15 protein-coding genes and 2 pseudogenes are annotated in these 21,134 nt (G+C 73.0%); 11 read left to right on the forward strand and 6 right to left on the reverse strand.

Features of this window, described 5'->3' with window-relative positions; translation table 11 throughout:
- Window positions 1–16: 16 nt before the first annotated feature.
- A complete protein-coding gene (locus OHS33_RS07795; RefSeq protein WP_330329642.1) occupies window positions 17–820 on the reverse strand; it encodes an SGNH/GDSL hydrolase family protein in 804 nt (267 codons plus the stop codon).
- 190 nt (window positions 821–1,010) lie between these two features.
- On the opposite strand from OHS33_RS07795, the gene OHS33_RS07800 reads away from it, so the two are divergent.
- The gene (locus OHS33_RS07800) at window positions 1,011–2,117 is read left to right on the forward strand and encodes a DUF5925 domain-containing protein (RefSeq protein WP_330329643.1); all 1,107 of its coding nucleotides are present in this window, start codon (window positions 1,011–1,013) and stop codon (window positions 2,115–2,117) included.
- Between the two features lie 10 nt (window positions 2,118–2,127).
- Here the strand turns inward: OHS33_RS07800 and OHS33_RS07805 are convergent, their stop codons facing one another.
- Window positions 2,128–2,514: a GntR family transcriptional regulator gene (locus OHS33_RS07805; RefSeq protein WP_330329644.1), complete on the reverse strand. Its 387-nt coding sequence runs from the start codon at window positions 2,512–2,514 to the stop codon at window positions 2,128–2,130.
- An 89-nt stretch (window positions 2,515–2,603) separates the two neighbouring features.
- Between OHS33_RS07805 and OHS33_RS07810 the strand changes: the two are divergent.
- From OHS33_RS07810 to OHS33_RS07825, 4 genes and pseudogenes are all read left to right on the forward strand, one after another.
- Window positions 2,604–3,533: pseudogene (locus tag OHS33_RS07810) on the forward strand (GNAT family N-acetyltransferase); the annotation flags it as partial.
- Window positions 3,534–3,743: 210 nt separating this feature from the next.
- Window positions 3,744–4,046 (forward strand): annotated as a pseudogene (locus tag OHS33_RS39815) (DUF402 domain-containing protein); the annotation flags it as partial.
- 176 nt (window positions 4,047–4,222) lie between these two features.
- Window positions 4,223–4,906: a histone deacetylase gene (locus OHS33_RS07820; protein WP_330334951.1), complete on the forward strand. Its 684-nt coding sequence runs from the start codon at window positions 4,223–4,225 to the stop codon at window positions 4,904–4,906.
- A gap of 201 nt (window positions 4,907–5,107) precedes the next feature.
- The gene (locus OHS33_RS07825; RefSeq protein WP_330329645.1) at window positions 5,108–6,187 is read left to right on the forward strand and encodes a lytic polysaccharide monooxygenase; all 1,080 of its coding nucleotides are present in this window, start codon (window positions 5,108–5,110) and stop codon (window positions 6,185–6,187) included.
- Between the two features lie 35 nt (window positions 6,188–6,222).
- On the opposite strand, the gene OHS33_RS07830 is transcribed toward OHS33_RS07825, so the two are convergent.
- The 3 genes from OHS33_RS07830 to OHS33_RS07840 form a co-directional block, all read right to left on the reverse strand.
- Window positions 6,223–7,083 (reverse strand): esterase/lipase family protein, encoded by an 861-nt coding sequence (locus OHS33_RS07830; protein WP_330329646.1) that lies wholly within the window; start codon window positions 7,081–7,083, stop codon window positions 6,223–6,225.
- 235 nt (window positions 7,084–7,318) lie between these two features.
- A complete protein-coding gene (locus OHS33_RS07835; RefSeq protein WP_330329647.1) occupies window positions 7,319–8,332 on the reverse strand; it encodes a DNA polymerase Y family protein in 1,014 nt (337 codons plus the stop codon).
- Window positions 8,329–11,889 (reverse strand): DNA polymerase III subunit alpha, encoded by a 3,561-nt coding sequence (locus tag OHS33_RS07840; protein WP_330329648.1) that lies wholly within the window; start codon window positions 11,887–11,889, stop codon window positions 8,329–8,331. The genes OHS33_RS07835 and OHS33_RS07840 overlap by 4 nt, the downstream gene beginning before the upstream one ends.
- Window positions 11,890–12,074: 185 nt before the next feature.
- On the opposite strand from OHS33_RS07840, the gene OHS33_RS07845 reads away from it, so the two are divergent.
- Genes OHS33_RS07845 through OHS33_RS07855 form a run of 3 tightly spaced genes read left to right on the forward strand, consistent with a single transcriptional unit; the run spans window position 12,075 to window position 14,490 of the window.
- On the forward strand, window positions 12,075–13,184 hold the full coding sequence (locus tag OHS33_RS07845) for a DUF3533 domain-containing protein (protein WP_330329649.1): 1,110 nt from the start codon (window positions 12,075–12,077) through the stop codon (window positions 13,182–13,184).
- Window positions 13,181–13,900, forward strand: a complete 720-nt coding sequence (locus OHS33_RS07850) for an acetate uptake transporter (protein WP_330329650.1) — start codon at window positions 13,181–13,183, stop codon at window positions 13,898–13,900. Before OHS33_RS07845 ends, OHS33_RS07850 begins: the two co-directional genes overlap by 4 nt.
- 29 nt (window positions 13,901–13,929) lie before the next feature.
- Entirely contained in the window at window positions 13,930–14,490 is a 561-nt protein-coding gene (locus tag OHS33_RS07855) for a hypothetical protein (protein WP_330329651.1), read from the forward strand.
- A gap of 72 nt (window positions 14,491–14,562) precedes the next feature.
- On the opposite strand, the gene adhE is transcribed toward OHS33_RS07855, so the two are convergent.
- Complete coding sequence (gene adhE / locus OHS33_RS07860) at window positions 14,563–17,202, reverse strand: bifunctional acetaldehyde-CoA/alcohol dehydrogenase (RefSeq protein WP_330329652.1); 2,640 nt, start codon at window positions 17,200–17,202, stop codon at window positions 14,563–14,565.
- A gap of 327 nt (window positions 17,203–17,529) precedes the next feature.
- On the opposite strand from adhE, the gene OHS33_RS07865 reads away from it, so the two are divergent.
- The 3 genes from OHS33_RS07865 (at window position 17,530) to fxsBH (ending at window position 21,087) form a co-directional block, all read left to right on the forward strand.
- Complete coding sequence (locus tag OHS33_RS07865; protein WP_330329653.1) at window positions 17,530–18,432, forward strand: alpha/beta fold hydrolase; 903 nt, start codon at window positions 17,530–17,532, stop codon at window positions 18,430–18,432.
- 187 nt (window positions 18,433–18,619) lie between these two features.
- Entirely contained in the window at window positions 18,620–18,784 is a 165-nt protein-coding gene (locus tag OHS33_RS07870) for an FXSXX-COOH protein (RefSeq protein WP_330329654.1), read from the forward strand.
- A gap of 29 nt (window positions 18,785–18,813) precedes the next feature.
- The gene (gene fxsBH / locus OHS33_RS07875) at window positions 18,814–21,087 is read left to right on the forward strand and encodes a radical SAM/SPASM protein FxsBH, inactivated beta-hydroxylase extension form (protein ID WP_330329655.1); all 2,274 of its coding nucleotides are present in this window, start codon (window positions 18,814–18,816) and stop codon (window positions 21,085–21,087) included.
- Window positions 21,088–21,134 lie beyond the last annotated feature (47 nt).

Consider the following 21,134-nt stretch of genomic DNA (forward strand, 5'->3'; position numbering starts at 1 on the left):
TTCAGGACCCCCCGAATCAGGCCGCGTTGGTGAAGACCGGCAGGTAGCCGCTGGACTGTCCGGTCGCGGTCGGGTGGTACGACTCGCCGATGTTGGCCCAGTTGAGGCTGTGCAGCCACTCGTTGCCGGAGCAGATCTCGTGCCCGGTGAAGGCGCTGGTGACCGAGGCGAAGGTGAAGCCGTGGTTGGCGGCGCGCTTGGCGAGCGCGGCGTTCAGGTAGTCGGCCGCGCCGTCGATCGCGGACCGCTTGGCCTCGGACAGCCCGGCGATGCAGCTGCCGCCGAGCTTGTAGAAGCGGGGGTAGCCGATGATCACCACGTGCGCGTTCGGCGCGCGCGATCCCACCGCGTTGTACACGGAGTCGAGTTTGCCGGGGAGGGTGGAGTCGACGTAGGCCTTGGCCTGGTTGACCCGGTTGATGCAGCTGGAGTCGGACTGGAGCACACAGGTCGTCATGACGTCGGAGAATCCGGCGTCGTTGCCCCCGACGGTGAGGCTGACGAGGTCGGTCCCGGTGTTGAGCGGCGCGAGCTGGTTCGCGAGGACGTCGTCCGTCCGGGCGCCCGAGCAGGCGGTGAAGGCGAAGGACTGGGGCGTGTGCGCGGCGGCCCAGAGGGCTGGGTAGGCCCGGCTGGTGCGCTTGCAATCGCCGCTGGAGCTGTCGTAGTTCCCGGATCCGACACCGGAGGAGTACGAGTCCCCGAGCGCGACGTAGCCGAAGTCCGCCTGGGCGGCGGAGGCCTGTCCGGCGCCGAACAGCGCGGCGCCCGCGGCGAGGAGGAGTGACGAGGTTAAAGCGGCAAACCGTGACAATCTCATGTACGGCTCCTTGTGGGGGATTCCTGTCGGTTCCGTGGTACAGCGAGCAGGGGTCCACTGGGAGTGTTCATGCCAAGAATGTTCGGGGTGGAGTTCCGGTCCGAATCTTCACCACCGATGCGTTTGAAGAGGGAACTCACGCACCCGTTCCGGCGAAACACGTGTGCACAAGGGCACTTCGTGCCGGATCATGGGCGCCATGCCAGCCAACCCTCATGACGCGCTGCCGATCCGGCTCAACGTCGACGACAGCGACTCCCCGTCGGACGTCGTCGACGCACTGTTCCTCGGCCGGTTCGCGTCGGGCGAGCAGCCGTACTCGCACAGCGTCTCCATCGAGCGGGTGAAGGCGGGGGCCACCCTGGTCCCGCCCGCGGCCACCGTGCTGCGCTCGGCCCGCGACTCCGACCGAAGTGCCACCCTCGCCGAGGGCGAGGGGTGGACCATGCTCGTCTCGCGCTGGAGCCGGGGCGCGGACGTCACCGTGACCGCGGTCAGCGACGACCTGGCCGCCAGCGTGCTCGGCGAGGCCACCGAGGGCGTCCAGGACGAGCCCGAACCGCAGCCCGAGAACGTCACCATGGGGTTCTGGTACGTCTCCCCGCGCCGCGGCCCGTACCGCACGACCCGGCAGATCGCCGCCGGCACCTGGCCCGAGGTGCGGCCCAACTACACGGCGCCGGTGGCCGGGGCGCTGGACCGGCTGATGAAGGTGACCCCGGACGACATCGCGGGGCGGCTGCTGCTGCTCCACGGGCCGCCCGGGACCGGCAAGACCTCCGCGCTGCGCACGCTCGCCCGGTCCTGGCGCGACTGGTGCCAGGTGGACTGCGTCCTGGACCCCGAGCGGCTGTTCAACGACGTCGGCTATCTGATGGACATCGCCATCGGCGAGGACGAGGGCACGGCCAAGGGCCGCTGGCGGCTGCTGCTGCTGGAGGACTGCGACGAGCTGATCCGCGGCGAGGCCCGGCACACCGCCGGGCAGGCGCTGTCCCGGCTGCTGAACCTGACGGACGGTCTGCTGGGCCAGGGCCGCAACGTGCTGGTCGGGGTCACCACCAACGAGGACCTGGAGCGGCTGCACCCCGCCGTGGTCCGGCCCGGGCGCTGCCTGGCCCGGATCGAGGTCGACCGGCTGACGCACCGGGAGGCCGTCGACTGGCTCGGCACGGACGAGGGGGTGCCGCGCGAAGGGGCGACCCTGGCCGAGCTGTTCGCGCTCCGGCGCGGCGCGGGCCCGGCGTCCCTGCTGCCGCCCCAGGGGCACGGGGCGGACGCGGGGCTGTACCTCTAGAGAGAGGGCGTCAGGCGCTGTAGCGGGCCCGCAGGGCGGCCACGGCGGCGGCTTCGGCCGCCTCGCGGGTCAGGCCCAGCCGGTGGGCGCGCTCGGCGTAGGTCTGGGCGGCGGCCGAGGCCTCGCGGTCCGCCGCGTCGCCCCCGGCGGCGATGAAGGTGCCGTTGCGGCCGCGCGTCTCGATCACCCCGTCCGCCTCCAGGGCCCGGTAGGCCTTGGCGACCGTGTTCGCGGCCAGGCCCAGCTCCTCCGCCAGCCCGCGCACCGTCGGCAGTCTGAAACCGGCCGGGAGCCGTCCCGAGCGCGCCTGCCCGGCGATCTGCGCGCGCAGCTGTTCGTAGGGGGCGGCCGCACCGGCCGAGCCGTCAAGGGCGAGCTTCAGGTTCGTCGAGGTCACGGGCCCGATTGTCGCCCATGCTCCGGCCGTCGGCGATCGGCCGGAAAAATCGGAGGCGGCTGCGGTGACGGCGCCCGTAGCGTCGGCGCATGACCGTTCTGATCCGTGACCTCCGCCCCGGTGACGCGGCGGATGCCGAAGCCGTCGTCCGTGTCCGCCGGGCCGCACTCCCCTACATGATCACGACCGTCGAGGGCGTCGCCTTCGAACTCTCCTCGGCCCATCCCGACCGGCACTACCGCCTGCTGGTCGCCGAGACGCCCGACGGGACGGTGGTGGGCAGCGCCCAGGTGGGCATCGCCCATGACAGCCCCGAGCCGGGCCAGGCCTTCCTGAACGCCTACGTCGACCCCGCGCACCGGGGTCTCGGAGCGGGCGGCCCCCTCGTGCGCGCGGCGGAGCGGCACCTCGCGGAGCGGGGGGCCACCGATGTGTTCGCCTGGGTCCTGGACGAGCCCGCGCACCGGGCCTTCGCCGAGCGGCGCGGCTACCGGGCCAGCCGCTCCGCCCACTTCCTGCGCCTGGACCTGACCGCCGCGGCCCTGCCGGAGCCGCCCGCCGTGCTGCCCGCCGGGGTCGAACTGCGCCCGGTCAGCGCCTTCGAGGCCGACCCGCGCCCGCTGTTCGAGGCCGACGCGGAGGCCTCCTCCGACGAACCGGGCGACGTGCCCACCGACTTGGACGACTACGACGACTGGCTGCGGCACGTCTGGCACGCCCCGGCCCTGGACCGGGAGCTGAGCACGGCCGTCCTCGTCGACGGCCGGGTGGCCGCCTTCACCGCGGCCCACACCGACGGCGCCACCCGCTACGCCTCGGCGATGACGGGCACCCGGCGCGCCTTCCGGGGCCGGGGGCTGGCCAAGCTCGCCAAGACCGTCTCCCTGCACCGGGCGCGGGCGGCGGGCTACACGGAGGCCTTCACGGGCAACGACAGCGGGAACGCCCCGATGCTCGCCGTCAACAAGGGCTTCGGATACGCGATCTGCGCCTCCGAGGTCAGATACACGAAAACACTCGCCCCGCAGCAGCCCACCACGAAGAGGCCCGCCATGAAGACGCTCACCGTGACCCTCGTCAAGGCCGGCGTGACCAAGATCAGCTATCCGGCCGATCTGCTCGCCGACACCGGCACGCGGATCTCCGTACGCGCCCCCTGGGCGGCCCCGGGCGTGCGCGACTTCGGCTTCGTCCAATTCGAGCCGGGGGACGTGTTCACCGAGCACTTCTGGCGGGACCGCTGGTACGCGGTCAAGGAGGTCCGCAGCGGTGCGGGCGTCCTCAAGGGCTGGTACTGCGACATCACCCGGCCCGCGGTGGTCCGCGGCGGTGAGGTGGTGGTGGAGGACCTCGACCTCGACCTGTGGGTCTCGGCGGACGGGTCGGACGTACGGCGGCTGGACGAAGACGAGTTCGCGGCCAGCGGCCTCGCCGAGCGCGACCCGGAGGCCGCGGCGCGGGCCGTGGAGGCCCTCGACGCGCTGGAGCACCAGGCCCGTTCGGCGCCGGGCCTGCCCGCGCTGCTCGCCTGAGGCACGCGTTCCCGGGCCCCGGCACGGGGGCCCGGGGCCGCTCCGCCCCTCCTCACGGAAGGGCGGGAAGCCGCTTCGGGTCGGGTCACGGCCTTGCCGGACGACCCGCACGTGATTCGCTACCCCGTAGGTGCGGCCCCATGCCGACTCCCACCCCCGCACGCGAGGAGCAGAGCATGACCGTCCACACCGCGGTTCCTCTCGCCGCCGAAGATCCCGTCGTCCCCGAGCGTGTCTGGTACGCGTCCTACGGCTCCAACATGCACATGGACCGGCTGACCGCCTACATCGCGGGCGGGACGCCTCCGGGGGCCGCGCGCACGTATCCCGGCTGCCGGGACCACCGCGCGCCGGAACGGTCGATCGCCGTCGAGCTGGAGGGATGCCTGCACTTCGCGACCGAGTCCCCCGTGTGGACGGGGGGCAGGGGCTTCTACGACCCGACGGCACCCGGCCGTATGCGAGGTCGCGCTCACCTCGTGACGGTGAGCCAGATGTCGGACATCGCCGCGCAGGAAATGTACAGGGAGCCGGGGACGGACCTGGACCTGACCACCGTCCTGCGCCTGGGGCGCGACGAGTTGGGGCCGGGGCGCTACGAGACGCTGATCTGCCCCGGGACGATCGAGGGCATCCCGTTGCTGACGTTCACCGCGCCGTGGACCCTTCAGGACGTCGAACCCCTCATGCCGTCCGCCGCGTACCTTCGGTACCTCGCCGGTGGCCTGCTGGAGTCCGGACCGTGGGAAGAGCCGGACATCGCCGACTACCTCGCCTCTCGCCCCGGCGCGGCCGGGAACTGGACTCCGGTGCAGGTGCTGGAGCTACTGAGGGGCGGTACCGGGGAGCCCCGTTCCTGAGGGGGCTCTTACCGGTGCCTTAAAGGGACCCTAAGGATCGGCTCCGGGGGCCTCACGGCCTCGGAACGGGGGCTTCCGATGGCTAGCTTGGGCGAGCCAGGGAGGGCCGGAGGCGGCGTCGCACCCGTACGGGGACGGCGCCGCACAGCCCGCCGCACCGGCCCGTACGCCCGTACGCCCCGCTCCAGAGGAGTTCCACCCATGCCCGCACGCCGCCACCCCGCCACCTCGCGCACCGCCGTCCGTGCCGCCGTCCGTGCCGCCGTCCGTGCCTCCATCCTGGGGATCGCCCCGCTCGCGGTGGCCGCGTACGCCGTCGGGCCGGCCGCCGCGCACGGCTCGATGACGGACCCGGTCAGCCGGGTGGCCGCGTGCTACGCGGAGGGACCAGAGTCACCCGAGTCGGCGGCCTGCAAGGCGGCCGTCGCGGCGAGCGGCGCGCAGGCCTTCTACGACTGGAACGCGGTGAACATCGCCAACGCGGCGGGCCAGAGCAAGGCGCTGATCCCGGACGGGCAGCTGTGCTCGGCGGGCAACAGCAAGTACAAGGGGCTGGACCTGCCCCGCGCGGACTGGCCGGCCAGCCCGATGACGGCCGGTGCGCACACCTTCCGCTACAAGGGCACCGCCCCGCACAAGGGTTCCTTCGAGCTGTACGTCACGAAGGACTCGTACGACCCGTCGAAGCCGCTGAAGTGGTCCGACCTGGAGGCCTCGCCGTTCCTGAAGGTCAGCGACCCGGGCATGCAGAACGGTGACTACGTGTTCTCCGGCACCGTCCCGAAGAAGACCGGCCGCCACCTCATCTACAGCGTGTGGCAGCGCTCGGACAGCCCCGAGGCCTTCTACACCTGCTCCGACGTGGTGTTCGGCAAGGACAGCGGCGGGGCCGGCACCAAGCCGGCGGACCCGGCCGCCTCCGAGCCGGCCACCGGCCCGACCGCGGGCCCGGCCACCGGGCAGGCGACCGGGCCCAAGGCGCCCACGGACCAGCAGATCGCGGACGGCGCGGGCCAGTCCACGGTCGAGCACAGCGGCCACGGGGACAACGACCCCAAGACCAACGGCTCTTCGCCCGCGCCGGTCGCGGCGAAGTCACCCGCCCAGTCCCCCGCGCAGTCCCCGGCCCCGTCCCCGGCGGACGGCAACCTCGCCCAGACCGGCGGCGACAGCACCACCCCGATGATCGCGATCGCCGGGGCGGCCACCCTCGCCATGGGCGCGGCCGTGCTCTTCGCGGTGGCCCGTCGCCGGGCCACCACCGGTCGTCACGGCCGCTGACGCGCACGCGTCGGCGACCACGGACCGCCCGCGCGTCAGTCGAAGACCGACGCGCAGGTGGTCTGCCGCGCGTTCTGCGGGTCGAGCGCGTTGGCCGCCTCGTGCCAGGCGATCCGGTCGGTCAGGGCGATCGCGACGTGCTCGGAGAGGTCGAGCCCGCACAGGTCCTGGAGCAGCACGTTGTGTACGTTCGGCCCGTCGAGGAACTGGCTGCGGTACGGGGTGACCACCTCGTCGAACCGGCTCGTGATGACGGTGTACTTCACCCCCGGCACGGTGTCGCCGCCCGCGTTCAGCTTGGTGATGAACGGCGAGCCCGCGATCTGGTCGGCCAGCCCCGGGGTCGCCGAGTTGAGCAGGTCCCCGGCGCCCGGGAAGTAGGGCAGCAGTCTGGTGAGTCCGAGCAGGGTGGTCCCGTGGTTGTCGGGAGCGATCCCGACCAGCGCGTTGGTCTTGGCCGCGCCGCCGAGGAACTTCAGGTAGTAGTTCGGCATCATGCCGCCCTGCGAGTGCCCGACGATGTCGGTCTTGGCGGCTCCGGTGGAGGCGAGCACCTTGTCGACGAAGACGTCGAGCTGACCGGCGGACTTGTCGATCGGGCCGAGTCCGTTGAAGAGGGGTACGCCGGGCAGCTGGCCGTAGTCGAGGGAGTAGACGCAGTACCCGCGGTTCACGAGGTACGGGGCGAACCCGAGCCAGTTGTCGACGGAGTTGCCGAAGGTTCCGTGGACCAGGACCACGGGCCGCGGGTGCGTGGCGGAGGGCTTGCAGGACCAGTCGTTCCATCCACTGTGGGGGGCGGAGGCCGCTTGCGCGGACCCGGTGGGCACCAGGGCCGCGGCGGCGAGGGCGAGGACGGCCAGCGGGCGGAGCAGGCGTCGTCTCCAGGGCAGCATCGAGTGATCTCCTTGCTGGTCAAGGGGAAGGAGCAGGGGGATGGAACGTGGGGAGTCCCGTGATCCGGATCACATGGAGGTGCTGCTGTCGCCAAATTACGGGCGAGTAGCAAGAGTTGGAAGTTACGCGTCAGTAAAGTCTGCGTGTCGTGCGGCAAACGGGTGGTCTTTCGCGCGGCCGCAGCGGCCGGCGGCGCCCCGGTCAGCGCCCGCTCAGCGCCCGCTCAGCGCCCGCTCACGCCGCCAGGCTGCCCCGGGCGATGGCGCCCGGGCCGAACCGGGCCCGGATCCGGTCCGTGACCGCCTCCAGCCGCCGGGCCTTCTCGTCCTCGGGGTCGAAGGTCAGCTGGCGGGCGGCCCGGTCGGCCGGGGTCAGCTCCTCGGCGCGCAGGGAGAGCGCGCGGACCCGGGCCCGCTGGAGGCCCAGGGCCGCGTGGACGGCGTAGGCCGTGGCGGTCAAGGCGGCCGAGTGGGCGGTGGGTTCGGGCAGCACCCGGGTCCGGGTCAGGGTCGTCCGGTCGGCGCAGCGCACGGTGAGGGAGAGGGCGCGGCAGACCTGGTCCCCGGCGCGCAGCCGGGCGCCGAGTTCCTCGGCGAGGGAGAGCAGGGCCCTGCGGTGGCGTACGGGGTCCAGCTCGTCCCGGCCGAAGGGGCGCTCGGCGGCCAGTGACCGCGCGGCCGCGCCGGGCAGCACCGGGGTGCGGTCGATGCCGTGGGCCCGCTCGTGCACCTCGCGCCCGGCCCGGGGCCCCAGGATCCGCCGCAGGGTCGCGGGCGGGGCGGCGGCGACCCGGCCGACGGTGTCGAGGCCGTAGGAGCAGAGCACCCGGGCGGCCCCCCGGCCCACCCCGGCCAGGGCCACGACGGGCCGGGCGGCCAGGAACTCCCGTACGGCGGCGGGCTCGTCCGGGACCAGCAGGGTGCGCCCGGGCCCGGCCGCGCGGGCCGCCATCGTGGCCAGCATCGGGTTCCCGGCGGCGCCGATGGCGCACTCGGCGCCGTACAGGGCGAGGGCGCGCACCCGGATCACCGCGGCCAGGTCCGCCGCGTCCCGCCCGAAGTAGCGCAGCGCGCCCCGGACATCGGCGAGCGCCCCGTCGGGCGGCAGCGGCTGGACCACCGGGGTGAGGGCGCCGAGCAGGGCGAGCAGACCGGCGTGGGTGTCCGCGCTCAGCGGGGCGCCGTCGGCGCGGTGGAAGCGCAGGCACAGCACGGACGCCCCGCCCGCGGCGCCCGCCGCCGGGGTCATCCCGCGCTCCCGGGGCTGGAGTGCCAGAGCTTGCGGCCCGTGGCGGGGCCGGTGCCGGGGGGCTGGAGATCGGCCCAGGGGTTCAGCTCGTACCCCGTCGGCAGGTGGATCGTCCGGCCCGGACCGGCGGGATCGCCCGGCTCCGCGGTCGGCCCGGCGGTCGGCCCGGCCGTCGGTACGGCCACCGGCTCCGCCAGTCGGGCCGCGACCGCCTCCAGGCCGCCCGTGGCCCGCAGTTCGGCCAGTTCGGCCAGGTTCCAGGCGGCCGCGCCGACCACGCTCAGGCTCTGCGGGCCGCGCCGCTGGACCACTCCGCGCACCAGCAGCAGGAAGGAGTGGAAGACGGTGTGGGCGCACGCCGCGTGGCTGTCGTCGAAGAAGGCGAGGTCGACCAGGCCGCTGCCGTCGTCGAGGGTGGTGAAGATGACCCGCTTGCCGGAGCGGACCGGCGGGGTCTGGGTGGCCGCCTTGGCCCCCGCGACCAGGACGGTCCGGCCGTGGGCGGCCGTGCGCAGGGCGCGGGCCGGGATCACGCCCAGCTCGGCCAGGAAGGCGTGGTGGTCGCCCATCAGGTGCCGGGAGGCGTCCATGCCGAGGACGCCGAGTTCGGCGCTGAGCCGTTCGGCCTCGTCCAGGTCGGGCAGCCCGGCGGAGGCGGTGGACCGGCCGCCGTCCAGCGGGAGTTGCGGTCCGCGCGCGCCCACCGCCCGCTGTGCGCCGTGCAGTTCGGACAGGTGCAGCAGCAGGTCGCGGCGGTTGGCGCCGAAGGCGTCCAACGCGCCGACCTGGGCGAGCCGTTCGGCCACCGGCCGGCCCGGCCGGGCCCGGTCCCAGAAGTCGCGCAGCGAGCCGTAGGGCTGTCCGGTCTCGATCCGCGCGGCTTCGGCGGCGCTGATGCCGTGGACGTCGGAGAGCGCGAGCCGCAGCCCCCAGCGCGCCGCGCCGCTCCCCGCATCGGACACCAGTTCGATGCGGTGGGTGACCGCCGACCGGTTCACGTCCAGCGGCAGCACCGGCACCCCGCGCCGCCGCGCGTCCGCGAGCAGCAGCCGCTTGGGGTACATGCCGGGGTCGTGGGTGAGCAGCCCGGCGTAGAAGGCGGCCGGGTGGTGCGCCTTGAGCCAGGCGGACTGGTAGGTGGGCACCGCGAAGGCCACCGCGTGCGCCTTGCAGAAGCCGTACGAGCCGAAGGCCTCGACGATCTCCCAGGTACGGGCGATCACTTCGGGCGCATAGCCGTGCCCGGCGGCCCGGGCCGCGAACCAGACCTTGATCCGGGTCTGCGAGTCCGGGTCGGACAGCCCGCGCCGCACCCGGTCGGCCTCGTCCCGCCCGCAGCGGGTCATGATGTCGACGATCTCGATGATCTGTTCGTGGAAGACGACGACCCCGTAGGTCTCGCGCAGCGGCTCCGCCAGGTCCTCGTGCGGGAAGCGGACCGGCGCCCGCCCGTGCCGGGCCTCGATGAAGGGCCGCACCATGTCGGCGGCGACCGGGCCCGGACGGAAGAGCGAGATGTCCACGACCAAGTCGTGGAAGGTGGCGGGCTGGAGCCGCCCCACCAGGTCGCGCTGGCCGGGCGATTCGATCTGGAAGCAGCCCAGCGTCTCGGCGGAGCGGATCAGTTCGTACGTCGCCCCGTCGTCCGGCGGCACCTGCGCCGGGTCGTCCAGGTCCAGCTCCCGCCCCGTACCGCGCCGGATCTCGGCGACGGCGTGCGCCATCGCCGACTGCATCCGCACCCCGAGCACGTCGAGCTTGAGCAGCCCGAGGTCCTCCACGTCCTCCTTGTCGAACTGGGACATGGGGAAGCCTTCGCCACTGGTGGGGACCACCGGCGTACGGGCGAGCAGCGAGGCGTCGGAGAGCAGCACCCCGCACGGGTGCATGGCGACCCCGCGCGGCAGCGCGTCCAGCGCCTCGACCAGTTCCCAGAGCCGCCCGTGCACCTCGCCCCGCTCCTGGCGTTCGCGTACGTCGCGCAGCTCGGGCAGTTCGGCGAGGGCCGCGCGGGCGTCGCGGGCCCGGATGTGCGGGAAGGCTTTGGCGAGCCGGTCGGTCTCGGCGGGGTCCAGTGACAGGGCGGCGCCCACGTCACGGATGGCGTGGCGGACCCGGTAGGTCTCGGGCATGGAGACGGTGGCGACCCGTTCGGTGCCGAAGCGGCCGATGATCCGGCGGTAGACCTCCAGGCGGCGCGCGGACTCCACGTCGATGTCGATGTCGGGCAGCACCCGGCGGCGCTTGGACAGGAAGCGTTCCATCAGCAGCCCGTGCTCGACCGGGTCGGCGTGCGCGATGCCGAGGAGGTGGTTGACCAGGGAGCCCGCGCCGGAGCCGCGCGCGGCCACCCGGATGCCCATGTCCCGGACGTCGTCCACCACTTGAGCCACCGTCAGGAAGTACGAGGCGAAGCCGTGGTAGGAGATGATGTCCAGCTCGCGCCGCATCCGCTCCCAGTACACCGGGTCGTCCGCGTGCCCGCGCAGCACCATGCCCGCCGCGCAGCGGGAGGCGAGCACCCGCTGGGCGGTGCGGTGGGCGGCGCCGACGAGCCGGGGCTCGGGGAAGTGCACTTCGCCGATGCCGAGGTCGTCCGCGGGGTCGACCACGCAGGCCTCGGCGGTGGCGCGGGTCTCGGCCAGCAGGGCGCGGGCGCCGGAGGGGCCCAGCCCGGCCGCGAGCGCGATGCGGTCGGCGGCCTCGGCCATGGCGGCGGGGCCCTTGAGCCAGCGCTCCCCGCTGTCGAGGCCGCGCCGGGGGTCGATGGGGACGAGCCGGCGGGCCGCGTCCAGGACGTCGGCGACCGGGCCCTGGCCCTGGTCGGCGTACCGCACGGCATTGCTGAGCACGGCCCGTACGCCCTGGTCGGCGGCGAAGCCGACGGTGCGGGCGGCCAGGCGCAGCGAGCCGGGGCCGGTGCCCGCCCGGGCGCCGGTCCGGCCGTGGTCCACGGCCTCCAGGCGCAGGGCGTCGCCGTAGACCTCGCGCCAGGGGGCGAGCAGCCGGGCGGCCCGGTCGGGGCGGCCCGCGGCGAGCGCCCGGCCGACCTCCGAGTCGGGGCCGAGCAGGACGTACACGCCGCTCGCGCCGCGCAGGGCGTCCCAGGGCAGCAGCGGGGAACCCCCGCCGTCCTGGGCGTGGGCGTGGGCGGCGGTGACCATCCGGCACAGTTCGGCCCAGCCCGCGGCTCCGTCCCGGGCGAGGAAGAGCGCCCGGGTGGCGGATTCGTCGATGAAGGCGCCCCCTTTGACGGGGGTGACGGGGGCGCGGAGCCGGTGCGAGGTCCCGCCGCGGCCGGAGGCGGGACCGGAGGCGGGACCGGAAGCATGTGCGGGGGCCGGGGCCACCGCCAGTCCGACGCCGAACAGGGGCCGGATGCCGGCCTTCTCGCACGCCTTCAGGAACCGCACCGCGCCCGCGAGGGTGTCGCGGTCGGTGAGCGCGAGGGCGTCCATGCCCCGCTCCGCGGCGCGCTCCGCCAGCCGCTGCGGGTGCGAGGCGCCGTAGCGCGCGGAGAACCCCGAAACGGTGTGCAGATGCGTAAAACCAGGCATCCGCGGCCTCCTGCTTTTCTCGATGCGCCCGACACTCCTTCGCCTCCCCCGTCTCCACCATAGAGCAATTCGAATGTCCGTGCGAAACACATGTTCGATCACCCATCGGTGGCCCAGTCGTGGCCCGGTCATCCATTCGGCCCACCCCTGCTGCGCCCGGTCCCCGCCCGGTCGAGCGTGAAGGCATGAACCGGCCCACCAACACCGCAGCAGGCCCCTCGGGCAGTGCCACCGGCCCCTCCGGCGGCTTCCTCGCCGAGGTCAAGGACGCCGTGACCACCCGGGCAGCCCTGCTGGTCCTGGGGGTGCTGGCGCTCCAGCTCGCCTTCATCACCTCGTACATCGGCGCCTTCCACCACCCCGAGCCGAGCGAGATCCCGCTGGCGGTGACCACCCCCGTCGCCCAGCTCACCGAGCGGTCCGTGAAACAGCTCGGCGAGCTGCCCGGTGATCCCCTCGATCCCCGCGCGGTCAAGGACGAGGCCACCGCCCTGCGCCAGATCAGGAACCGGGAGGTGGACGGCGCCCTGATCGTCGACCCCCGCGGCACGACCGACCGGCTGCTCGTCGCGGGCGGCGCCGGGGCCTCGCTCGGCCAGGCCCTGGAACAGGTCGTCGGCCTGGCCGAGAAGGCCCAGGGCCGCACGGTGAAGGTCACCGACGTGGCCCCCGCCGCCGCGGGCGACGCGCGCGGGCTCAGCTCCTTCTACCTCGTCGTCGGCTGGTGCGTGGGCGGCTACCTGTGCGCCGCGATCCTCGCGATCAGCGCCGGGGCCCGGCCCGCCAACGCCGCCCGCGCGGTCATCCGGCTGGGCGCGCTGCTGCTGTACTCCATCGCCGCCGGACTGCTCGGCGCGGTGATCGCGGGCCCGGTCCTGGACGCGCTGCCCGGCAGCATCTTCGGCCTGTGGGGCCTGGGCACCCTGGTCGTCTTCGCGGTCGGCGCGATCACCCTGGCCTTCCAGGGGCTGGCGGGAGTCGTCGGCATCGGCCTGGCGATCCTGCTGGTGGTCGTCTTTGGCAATCCGAGCGCGGGCGGCGCCTATCCGTACCCGCTGCTGCCGCCGTTCTGGAAGGCCATCGGCCCCGCCCTGCCACCGGGCGCGGGCACCTACGCGGCCCGTTCCATCGCGTACTTCAAGGGCAATGACACCGCCCCCTCGATGCTGATCCTGGCGGGCTGGGCCGTACTCGGCTCCGCGGTGACCCTGGCCTGCGCGGTCCTCCACAAGGGGCGCGCGGGAGCGGCCGTCGGCAGCGGACTGCCCGAGCCCGCCGAGGAGGCCGCCCCGTGAACACCCCCGTGGGCACACCGTCGCACGGCCCGCAGCACGACCCGCCGCACGACCCGGCCGGCCGGGCCCTGTGGAACCGTCAGGGACCCGTGGCCCAGTCCGCCTCCGTCAAGCGGATGGAGCCCAGCGCCCAGGCGCAGCTGGGCGCGCTCGGCCTCACCGGCTTCATCGTGGTCACCACCATCGCCACCGGCATCGACGCGGGCGTCTTCCCCGAGAAGCTCGGCCACTCCGTGCTGCCCCTGGTCGGGTTCTTCATCGGCGGGCTCGCCCAGCTGCTGGCCGGGCTGTTCCAGGCGCAGCGCGGTGACACCTGGCACGCCACCGTCTTCGGCGGCTTCGGGCTCTTCTGGATGGCCAAGGCCTGCCTGCTCCAGTGGGTGCTGCCCGCCACCGACCCCGCGCTGCGCGGGGACGTCAGCGGGCTGTTCACCCTGCCGTGGGTGTTCGTGGTGTTCGTCCTGTGGCTGGGCAGCTGGCGGATCCACCTGGTGCTGCTGTCGACCTTCACCTGTGTGCTCGTCGTCTTCGTCGCCATGACGGTGAACGGGTTCACCGGGGAGCTGATCTGGAACCGGATCACCGGCTGGGCGGGGCTGCTGGCCGCGCTCGGCGCCCTGTACCTGCTCGCCGGGCAGATCCTCGCCAGCACCTGGGGCCGCCCGGTGCTGCCCATGGGCCGCTTCCTGGCCCCCGAGGAACACCCCGAGACATGATCGCGGAGGGTGTCGTACCCTCCGCTGTCATGGACATGAATCAAGCCGCACAGGCCGGAAAAACCGCCTTGCGCACCGCCCGGTTCGAGTACGCCCCGGACGCCGAGGACTACGACAAGGCGCTGTGGCGGTACACCCTCGGCACCTGGCCGGGACGCACCCGCTACCTGCTGCTCCCCGCCCTGCTCGGGGCCGCGGCGGGGATCGTGCGGGTCGTGCTGTGGGGCCTCGGGGAAATCGGGTACATCGCCGCCGGCGTGACCGCCGTCATCGCCGTGCCCGTCATACGCCAGCTGCACCGCAGGTCCCGGATGCGCGGGCTGTACGCGGCCGACGCGGCCCGCGGCGCCTTGCGCACCACGCTCACCGAGGACGGCCTGACCGCCACCGGCCTGATCGCCACCGGCGAGGCCGGCACGGACGACACCTCCGACTGGCGCGGCTACCCCTGGTGGTTCGAGACCCCCGAGCTGTTCGTCCTCACGGGCAGCATGGAGCACTTCTTCGTCCTGCCCAAGCGCGGGGCGGCCTCCCCCGAGGACATCGACCGGGCCCGCGCCCTGTTCACGGAGCACCTGCGGCGGATCTGAAGGCCAACACAGAAAGCCCGCCCGGGCCTTGGCGGCCCGGGCGGGCTTTTCCTGTGGACGTTCAGGGGGTCACTACTTCTTTGCGGCCTTCTCGGCCCGGGCGGCCGGGGCGCCCTCGACGTTGCCGTAGTACGCCTGGCGCATGAGCTGCTTCATGTCGTCGATCATCGGCATCCGCGGGTTGGCGGGGGCGCACTGGTCGGCGTAGGCGTTCATGGCCTGGGTCGGCAGGGCCTCGATGAAGGCCTGCTCGTCGACGCCCTCCTCCGCGAAGGAGGCCGGGATGCCGCACTTGGCGCGCAGTTCCTCGACGGCGCGGGCGTAGGACTCGACGCCCTCGGCCGGGGTGGCGGCCGGCAGGCCCAGCAGCTTCGCGATCTCCTGGAACCGCTCCGGGGCGCGGTAGACCTCGGCCTTCGGCCACGGGGTGGCCTTGTGCGAGACCGTGCCGTTGTGCCGGATCACGTGCGGCAGGAGCAGCGCGTTGGTGCGGCCGTGGGCGACGTGGAAGGTGTTGCCCAGGGTGTGCGCCATGGCGTGGACCAGGCCGAGGAAGGCGTTGGCGAAGGCCATGCCCGCGACGGTGGAGGCGTTGTGCATCTTCTCGCGGGCCTCGGGGTCGTTCGGCCCGTCCAGGACGCAGCGTTCGAGGTTTTCGAAGATGAGCTTGATGGCCTGGAGGCACAGGCCGTCGGTGTAGTCGTTCGCGTAGGCGGAGACGTAGGCCTCGGTGGCGTGCGTCAGGGCGTCGAAGCCGGAGTCGGCGGTCACCGTGGCCGGGAGGCCCATCGGCAGGACCGGGTCGACGATGGCGACGTTCGGGGTCAGCGCGTAGTCGGCGAGCGGGTACTTCTGGGCCGCGGCCGGGTCGGAGATGACGGCGAAGGGGGTGACCTCGGAGCCGGTGCCGGAGGTGGTCGGAATGGCGACCATCCTGGCCTTCTCGCCGAGCGAGGGGAACGTGTAGGCGCGCTTGCGGACGTCGAAGAACTTCTCCTTCGTGTCGGCGAACTCGACCTCGGGGCGCTCGTACATCAGCCACATGATCTTCGCGGCGTCCATCGGCGAACCGCCGCCGAGGCCGATGATCGTGTCGGGCTTGAAGTCGCGCATCATCGCGGCGCCGGCCTGGACGGTCGACAGCTCCGGGTTGGGCTCGACGCTGTCGATGACCTGGATGGCGACGGAGCCCTCGCGGCCCTGCAGGATGTCGGTGATCCGCTGCACGAAGCCGAGGGCGACCATCGTCTTGTCGGTGACGATCGAGACGCGGCTGATGCCGTCCATCTCACCGAGGTAGCGGATGGAGTTGCGCTCGAAGTAGATCTTCGGCGGGACCTTGAACCACTGCATGTTGTTGTTGCGCCGTCCGATCCGCTTGACGTTGATCAGGTTGACCGCGGTGACGTTGTTGGACACCGAGTTGTGGCCGTAGGAGCCGCAGCCGAGGGTCAGGGAGGGCAGGAAGGCGTTGTAGACGTCGCCGATGCCGCCGAAGGTGGAAGGGGAGTTGGCGATGACACGGATCGCCTTGACCTTCTTCCCGAACTCCTCGACGAGCCCCTCGTCCTCGGCGTGGATGGCGGCGCTGTGGCCCAGGCCGTGGAACTCGACCATGGCGGCGGCGAGTTCGAGGCCGTGCTCGGTGTCGGAGGCCTTGAGGGCGGCCAGCACCGGGGAGAGCTTCTCGCGGGTCAGCGGCTCGTTCTCGCCGACCTCGTTGCACTCGGCGAGCAGGATGGAGGTCTCGGCGGAGACCTCGAACCCGGCCTGCTCGGCGATCCACTGCGGTGACTTGCCGACGACCGCGGGGTTCAGCTTGGCGCCGGAGGCGTCGGCGGCGTAGGCGGTCGTACCGAAGACGAACTGCTCCAGCTTCGTCTTCTCGGCGGCCGAGACCACGTGGGCGCCGAGCCGCTTGAACTCGGCCAGGCCCTTCTCGTAGATCTCCTGGTCGAGGATGACGGCCTGCTCGGAGGCGCAGATCATGCCGTTGTCGAAGGCCTTGGAGAGCACGATGTCGTGGATCGCGCGGGCCAGCTTGGCGCTCTTGTGGACGTACGCCGGGACGTTGCCCGCGCCGACGCCCAGGGCGGGCTTGCCGCACGAGTAGGCGGCCTTGACCATCGCGTTCCCGCCGGTGGCGAGGATGGTGGAGACGCCCGGGTGGTTCATGAGGGCGCCGGTGGCCTCCATGGAGGGGGCGGTGACCCACTGGACGCAGTTCTCCGGGGCGCCCGCGGCGACGGCGGCGTCCCGCACGATGCGGGCGGCCTCGGCGGAGCAGTTCTGCGCGGAGGGGTGGAAGGCGAAGATGATCGGGTTGCGGGTCTTCAGCGCGATCAGCGCCTTGAAGATCGTGGTGGAGGTCGGGTTGGTGACCGGGGTCATCGCGCAGACGACGCCGACGGGTTCGGCGATCTCGGTGATGCCGTTCAGCTCGTCGCGGCGGATGACGCCGGCGGTCTTCAGGCCGCGCATCGAGTTCACGACGTGCTCGCAGGCGAAGAGGTTCTTGACGGCCTTGTCCTCGAAGATGCCGCGGCCGGTCTCCTCGACCGCCAGCCGGGCCAGCTCTCCGTGGCTGCTCAGGGCCGCCAGGGAGGCCTTCTTGACTATGTGGTCGACCTGCTCCTGGTCGAAACCCTCGAACCGGCCGAGCGCCGTGAGCGCTCCCTGGACGAGCGCGTCCACCATCTCGTTGGCCTGCATGGCAGGAACTCCTTCATTGCGAGCCGTTTTCCTGATGACTCAATTCGACACCCAAAAGCGGAAGCCGCCGTGCCGAAAAAGCCCTTTCAGCGGGGGCCGAAGGGCCGTTCACCCCCGTTCACGCCCCCACGATCCGGCACCTGACCTGCAGATATGCCAGGGGACCAAAGACCCCTGTGTGCTTGTGAAAACTTTCACAAGAATTTGGGAGAGAGTGCGCCCTACCGCGCTCCTCCCCCAGCGAGCACAATCACCAAGGCGGCTCACCGCCGACCGGGAAGTCGGCCGGGAAGCCAACCGGGAAGTCGACCGCGAAGGAGGGGACGCGTGCACAATCGGGTGCGCACCGCGGACGGACGGCAACTGATGGTGGAGCGTTTCGGCGACCCCCGCGGCAGACCGGTCTTCCTGCTGCACGGCACCCCGGGCAGCAGACTGGGCCCGGCCCCCCGCGGCATGGTCCTCTACCAGCGCCGCATGCAGGTCATCGCCTACGACCGTCCCGGCTACGGGGACTCCGACCGGCTGCGCGGCCGCTCGGTCGCCGACGCCGTCCAGGACGTGGCCACCATCGCCGACGCCCTCGGCCTGGAGAAGTTCGCCGTCGCCGGCCGCTCCGGCGGCGCCCCGCACGCACTGGCCTGCGCGGCCCTGCTGCCCGAGCGGGTCACCCGGACGGCGGCCCTGGTCGGCCTCGCGCCCTGGGACGCGGACGGGCTCGACTGGTTCGACGGCATGACCGCCTCGAACGTGCGCGAGTACACCACCGCCTCGGTGGACCCCGAGGAACTGGCCGCCCGGCTGACCCCGCGGGCCGCCGCCATCGGCAAGGACCCGGGGCGGCTGCTGGACGAACTGCGCATCGAACTCACCGACAACGACCGGATGATCGTCGCGGACGCCGGTCTGCGCTCGATGCTGCTGCGCAACTTCCGCGAGGGACTGCGCAATTCGGCGGACGGCTGGATCGACGACGCCCTCGCCCTGTGCAGCCCCTGGGGGTTCGAACCCGCCGACATCCGCTGCCCGGTGATGATCTGGCACGGCGAACAGGACGTGTTCTCCCCGGTCGGCCACTCACGCTGGCTGGCCGAGCGGATCCCCGGCGCCACCGCCACCATCGACCCGGGGGCGGCCCACTTCGCGGCCCTGCGCGCCCTGCCCGAGATCCTCACCTGGCTGCTGCGCGACCTCCCCGGCCCGCCCGAACAGCACCAGCGGCCGGCCTGACGGCGAACGGGAGGGGGCCCGCGGGCGGCGGGAAAAGGAATTGCGTCACTCTTTCTATAGAACGCTTGACCTGGCGTCATGTCTCGGTTGCCAATAGGACGTGGACGAGTAAAGTCCACGCTTGACACGAGCGGACGCTCTTGTCAATCCCCCGCCCATTTCACATGGCCCCCTCAAGGACGGTGTCGTGAACACTTCCGCAACCCCCCCGACCAGCACGGTCAAGGCCCGCCGGGTCCCGCTCGCCCAGATCGACGCCCGCAGCGCGTCTTCGGCCGTCGCACTCGGACGAGTGCTGCGCGAAGAATCCGGTCGCACGGCTCAGGCACCGATCTTCAACTCTGCGCTCTGACCGAGAAGTAGGCGCTCTAGACTGGTGGAATGACCGGCCTGATCGCTTTTCGCGAGATCGTCCTCAAGGTTCACAGCAGATGCGATCTTGCTTGTGATCATTGCTATGTCTATGAACACGCAGATCAGAGCTGGCGAGCCCGGCCGAAAGTGATCTCCCCCGAGGTCATTTCGCATACCGCGTCGCGGCTCGCCGAACATGCCCGTGATCATGCACTCCCCTCCGTCACGGTGATTCTCCACGGAGGGGAACCCCTGCTGGCGGGGCCGGACCGGCTGCGGCTGGTGTGCGAGGAATTCTCCCGGGCCCTCGCCGGAACCGCCGCGCTGGACCTGCGCATTCACACCAATGGCCTCCAGCTGAGCCCGCGTTTCCTCGACCTCTTCGCCGAATTCGGCGTCCGGGTCGGCGTCTCCCTCGACGGCGACCGCACGGCCAACGACCGCCACCGCCGGTTCGCGGACGGCCGCACCAGCCACCCCCTGGTCCTCGCCGCCGTGGCGCTGCTCCGCTCGGCGCCCTACCGCCACCTCTACCAGGGCCTGCTCTGCACGGTGGACATCGCCAACGACCCGGTCGCCGTGCTCGACGCCCTCGTCGCCCTCGAACCCCCGCGCGTGGACTTCCTGCTCCCGCACGCCACCTGGGAAACGCCCCCGCCCCGCCCCGACGGCGTGCCCGACGCCTACGCCCGCTGGCTGCTTCGCGTCTTCGACCACTGGGACCGGCTCGGCCGGCCCGTGCCCGTACGCATCTTCGAATCGCTCGCCAGCACCCTGCGCGGCGGCCCCAGCATGACCGAGTCCCTGGGCCTGGCCCCGACCGACCTGGTGGTCGTGGAGACGGACGGGACCCTGGAGCAAGTCGACTCCCTCAAGAGCGCCTACGAGGGCGCCGCCGCCACCGGTTTCGACGTCTTCTCCCACACCTTCGACCAGGTCGCGGCCCATCCGGGGGTCCGCGCCCGGCAGCTCGGCCTCGCGGGCGTCAGCGACGAATGCCGCCGCTGCCCCGTCGTACGTTCGTGCGGGGGCGGGCTCTACACCCACCGCTACCGCGCCGGAACCGGCTTCGCCAACCCCTCCGTCTACTGCGCCGACCTGCGCGAACTGGTCGACGGGGTCGAGGGCCGCACCGCCACCGAGGCGACTGCCGCCGAACTCGCCGACCCGGCGGAACTGGCGGCCTCCCAGCACCAGTTGACCCGGGTGCTGCTCGCCCGGCTGCACGCGGAGCTGACCGAGTTCGCCCCCCGCGCGGGCGGCGGGGCCGCCTGGGCGCGGGCCTGGGAACTGCTGGGGGCGGTGGAGGGCGCGGGCGAGGCGGGCGCGGACGCGCTGGACGCCGTACTGGCGCACCCCTACACCCGGACCTGGGTGCTGGCCGCCCTCGACGCGGCCCAGGAGGGGCGCCCCGACGGGCCGGAGGCCGCGCTGCGCCTCGCCGCGCTGGCCGCCGCCGCCGTGCTGCGGGGCGGTCTGGACATGCCCGCCGAGGTGGGCTACCGGGACGGCGAGGTGTACCTGCCGACGCTGGGGCTGCTGCGGCTCGGGGAACCCGGCACCGACGGCCGGGCCTCACTGCGGGCCGCCGACGACGGCTGGACGGCCCACGACGGCCGCTCCCTGCACCGCTTCGGCCCGGCCGCCGGGGACGCGCGCTGGGAGCCCGTACGGCCCTGGTCCCCGGGACCGCGGGGCCCGGCGGTGGCGCTGGACGACCTCGACCCGTACCGCACCTGCTTCGCCCGCCCCCCGCGGCTGCGCCTGGGCGCCGGGGAGGCCGAGGAGTGGCGGGAGCGGCTCGGCGCGGCCTGGGCGCTGCTGCACCGGGCGGTGCCGGAGTTCGCCCGGGCGGCGGCGGGCGGGCTGACCACCCTGACCCCGCTGGCGGGCGGCCCCCGGGCAGGTGGCTGGGGCGAGGCGGGCCGGCACGGCCCCGGCGCCCTGGGCCTGCCGTATGCGGCCGGGGTCGGGGAGACCGCCCTGGCGCTGCTCACCGGGCAGCGGAGGGCGCGGCTGCGGGCGCTGACCGAGGTGGCCGACCTGTACGCGCTGGACGGGGCCTGGGAGCACCCCTCGCCCTGGCGGGAGCGGCCGGTTCCGGTGTCCCGGCTGCTGGCGGACGTCCACGAGCGGGTCGCGGTGGAGGCGTACCGGCGGGCCACCGAGCCGCACCACCCGGCGGGCACGGACCGGATCCACCGGGCCCTGGACCGGCTCGCCGGGGCGGCCGAGCTGACCAGCACGGGCAAGCGGCTGGTCGAGGAGCTGCGCTGGGAAGCCAAGGCGGTCGACGCGTGAGCGGCCGCGGAGCCGCCGCGGCATCAGCTCTGCTGGATACGCGCGCC

This window comes from Streptomyces sp. NBC_00536, assembly GCF_036346295.1.
Taxonomy (GTDB): domain Bacteria; phylum Actinomycetota; class Actinomycetes; order Streptomycetales; family Streptomycetaceae; genus Streptomyces.

Coding starts and splice junctions, on each gene's coding strand:
- OHS33_RS07795 (WP_330329642.1), bottom strand. CDS start 820: ATGAGATTGTCACGGTTTGCCGCTTTAACCTCGTCACTCCTCCTCGCC.
- OHS33_RS07800 (WP_330329643.1), top strand. CDS start 1,011: ATGGGCGCCATGCCAGCCAACCCTCATGACGCGCTGCCGATCCGGCTC.
- OHS33_RS07820 (WP_330334951.1), top strand. CDS start 4,223: ATGACCGTCCACACCGCGGTTCCTCTCGCCGCCGAAGATCCCGTCGTC.
- OHS33_RS07825 (WP_330329645.1), top strand. CDS start 5,108: ATGCCCGCACGCCGCCACCCCGCCACCTCGCGCACCGCCGTCCGTGCC.
- OHS33_RS07830 (WP_330329646.1), bottom strand. CDS start 7,083: ATGCTGCCCTGGAGACGACGCCTGCTCCGCCCGCTGGCCGTCCTCGCC.
- OHS33_RS07835 (WP_330329647.1), bottom strand. CDS start 8,332: ATGACCCCGGCGGCGGGCGCCGCGGGCGGGGCGTCCGTGCTGTGCCTG.
- OHS33_RS07840 (WP_330329648.1), bottom strand. CDS start 11,889: ATGCCTGGTTTTACGCATCTGCACACCGTTTCGGGGTTCTCCGCGCGC.
- OHS33_RS07845 (WP_330329649.1), top strand. CDS start 12,075: ATGAACCGGCCCACCAACACCGCAGCAGGCCCCTCGGGCAGTGCCACC.
- OHS33_RS07855 (WP_330329651.1), top strand. CDS start 13,930: ATGGACATGAATCAAGCCGCACAGGCCGGAAAAACCGCCTTGCGCACC.
- adhE (WP_330329652.1), bottom strand. CDS start 17,202: ATGCAGGCCAACGAGATGGTGGACGCGCTCGTCCAGGGAGCGCTCACG.
- fxsBH (WP_330329655.1), top strand. CDS start 18,814: ATGACCGGCCTGATCGCTTTTCGCGAGATCGTCCTCAAGGTTCACAGC.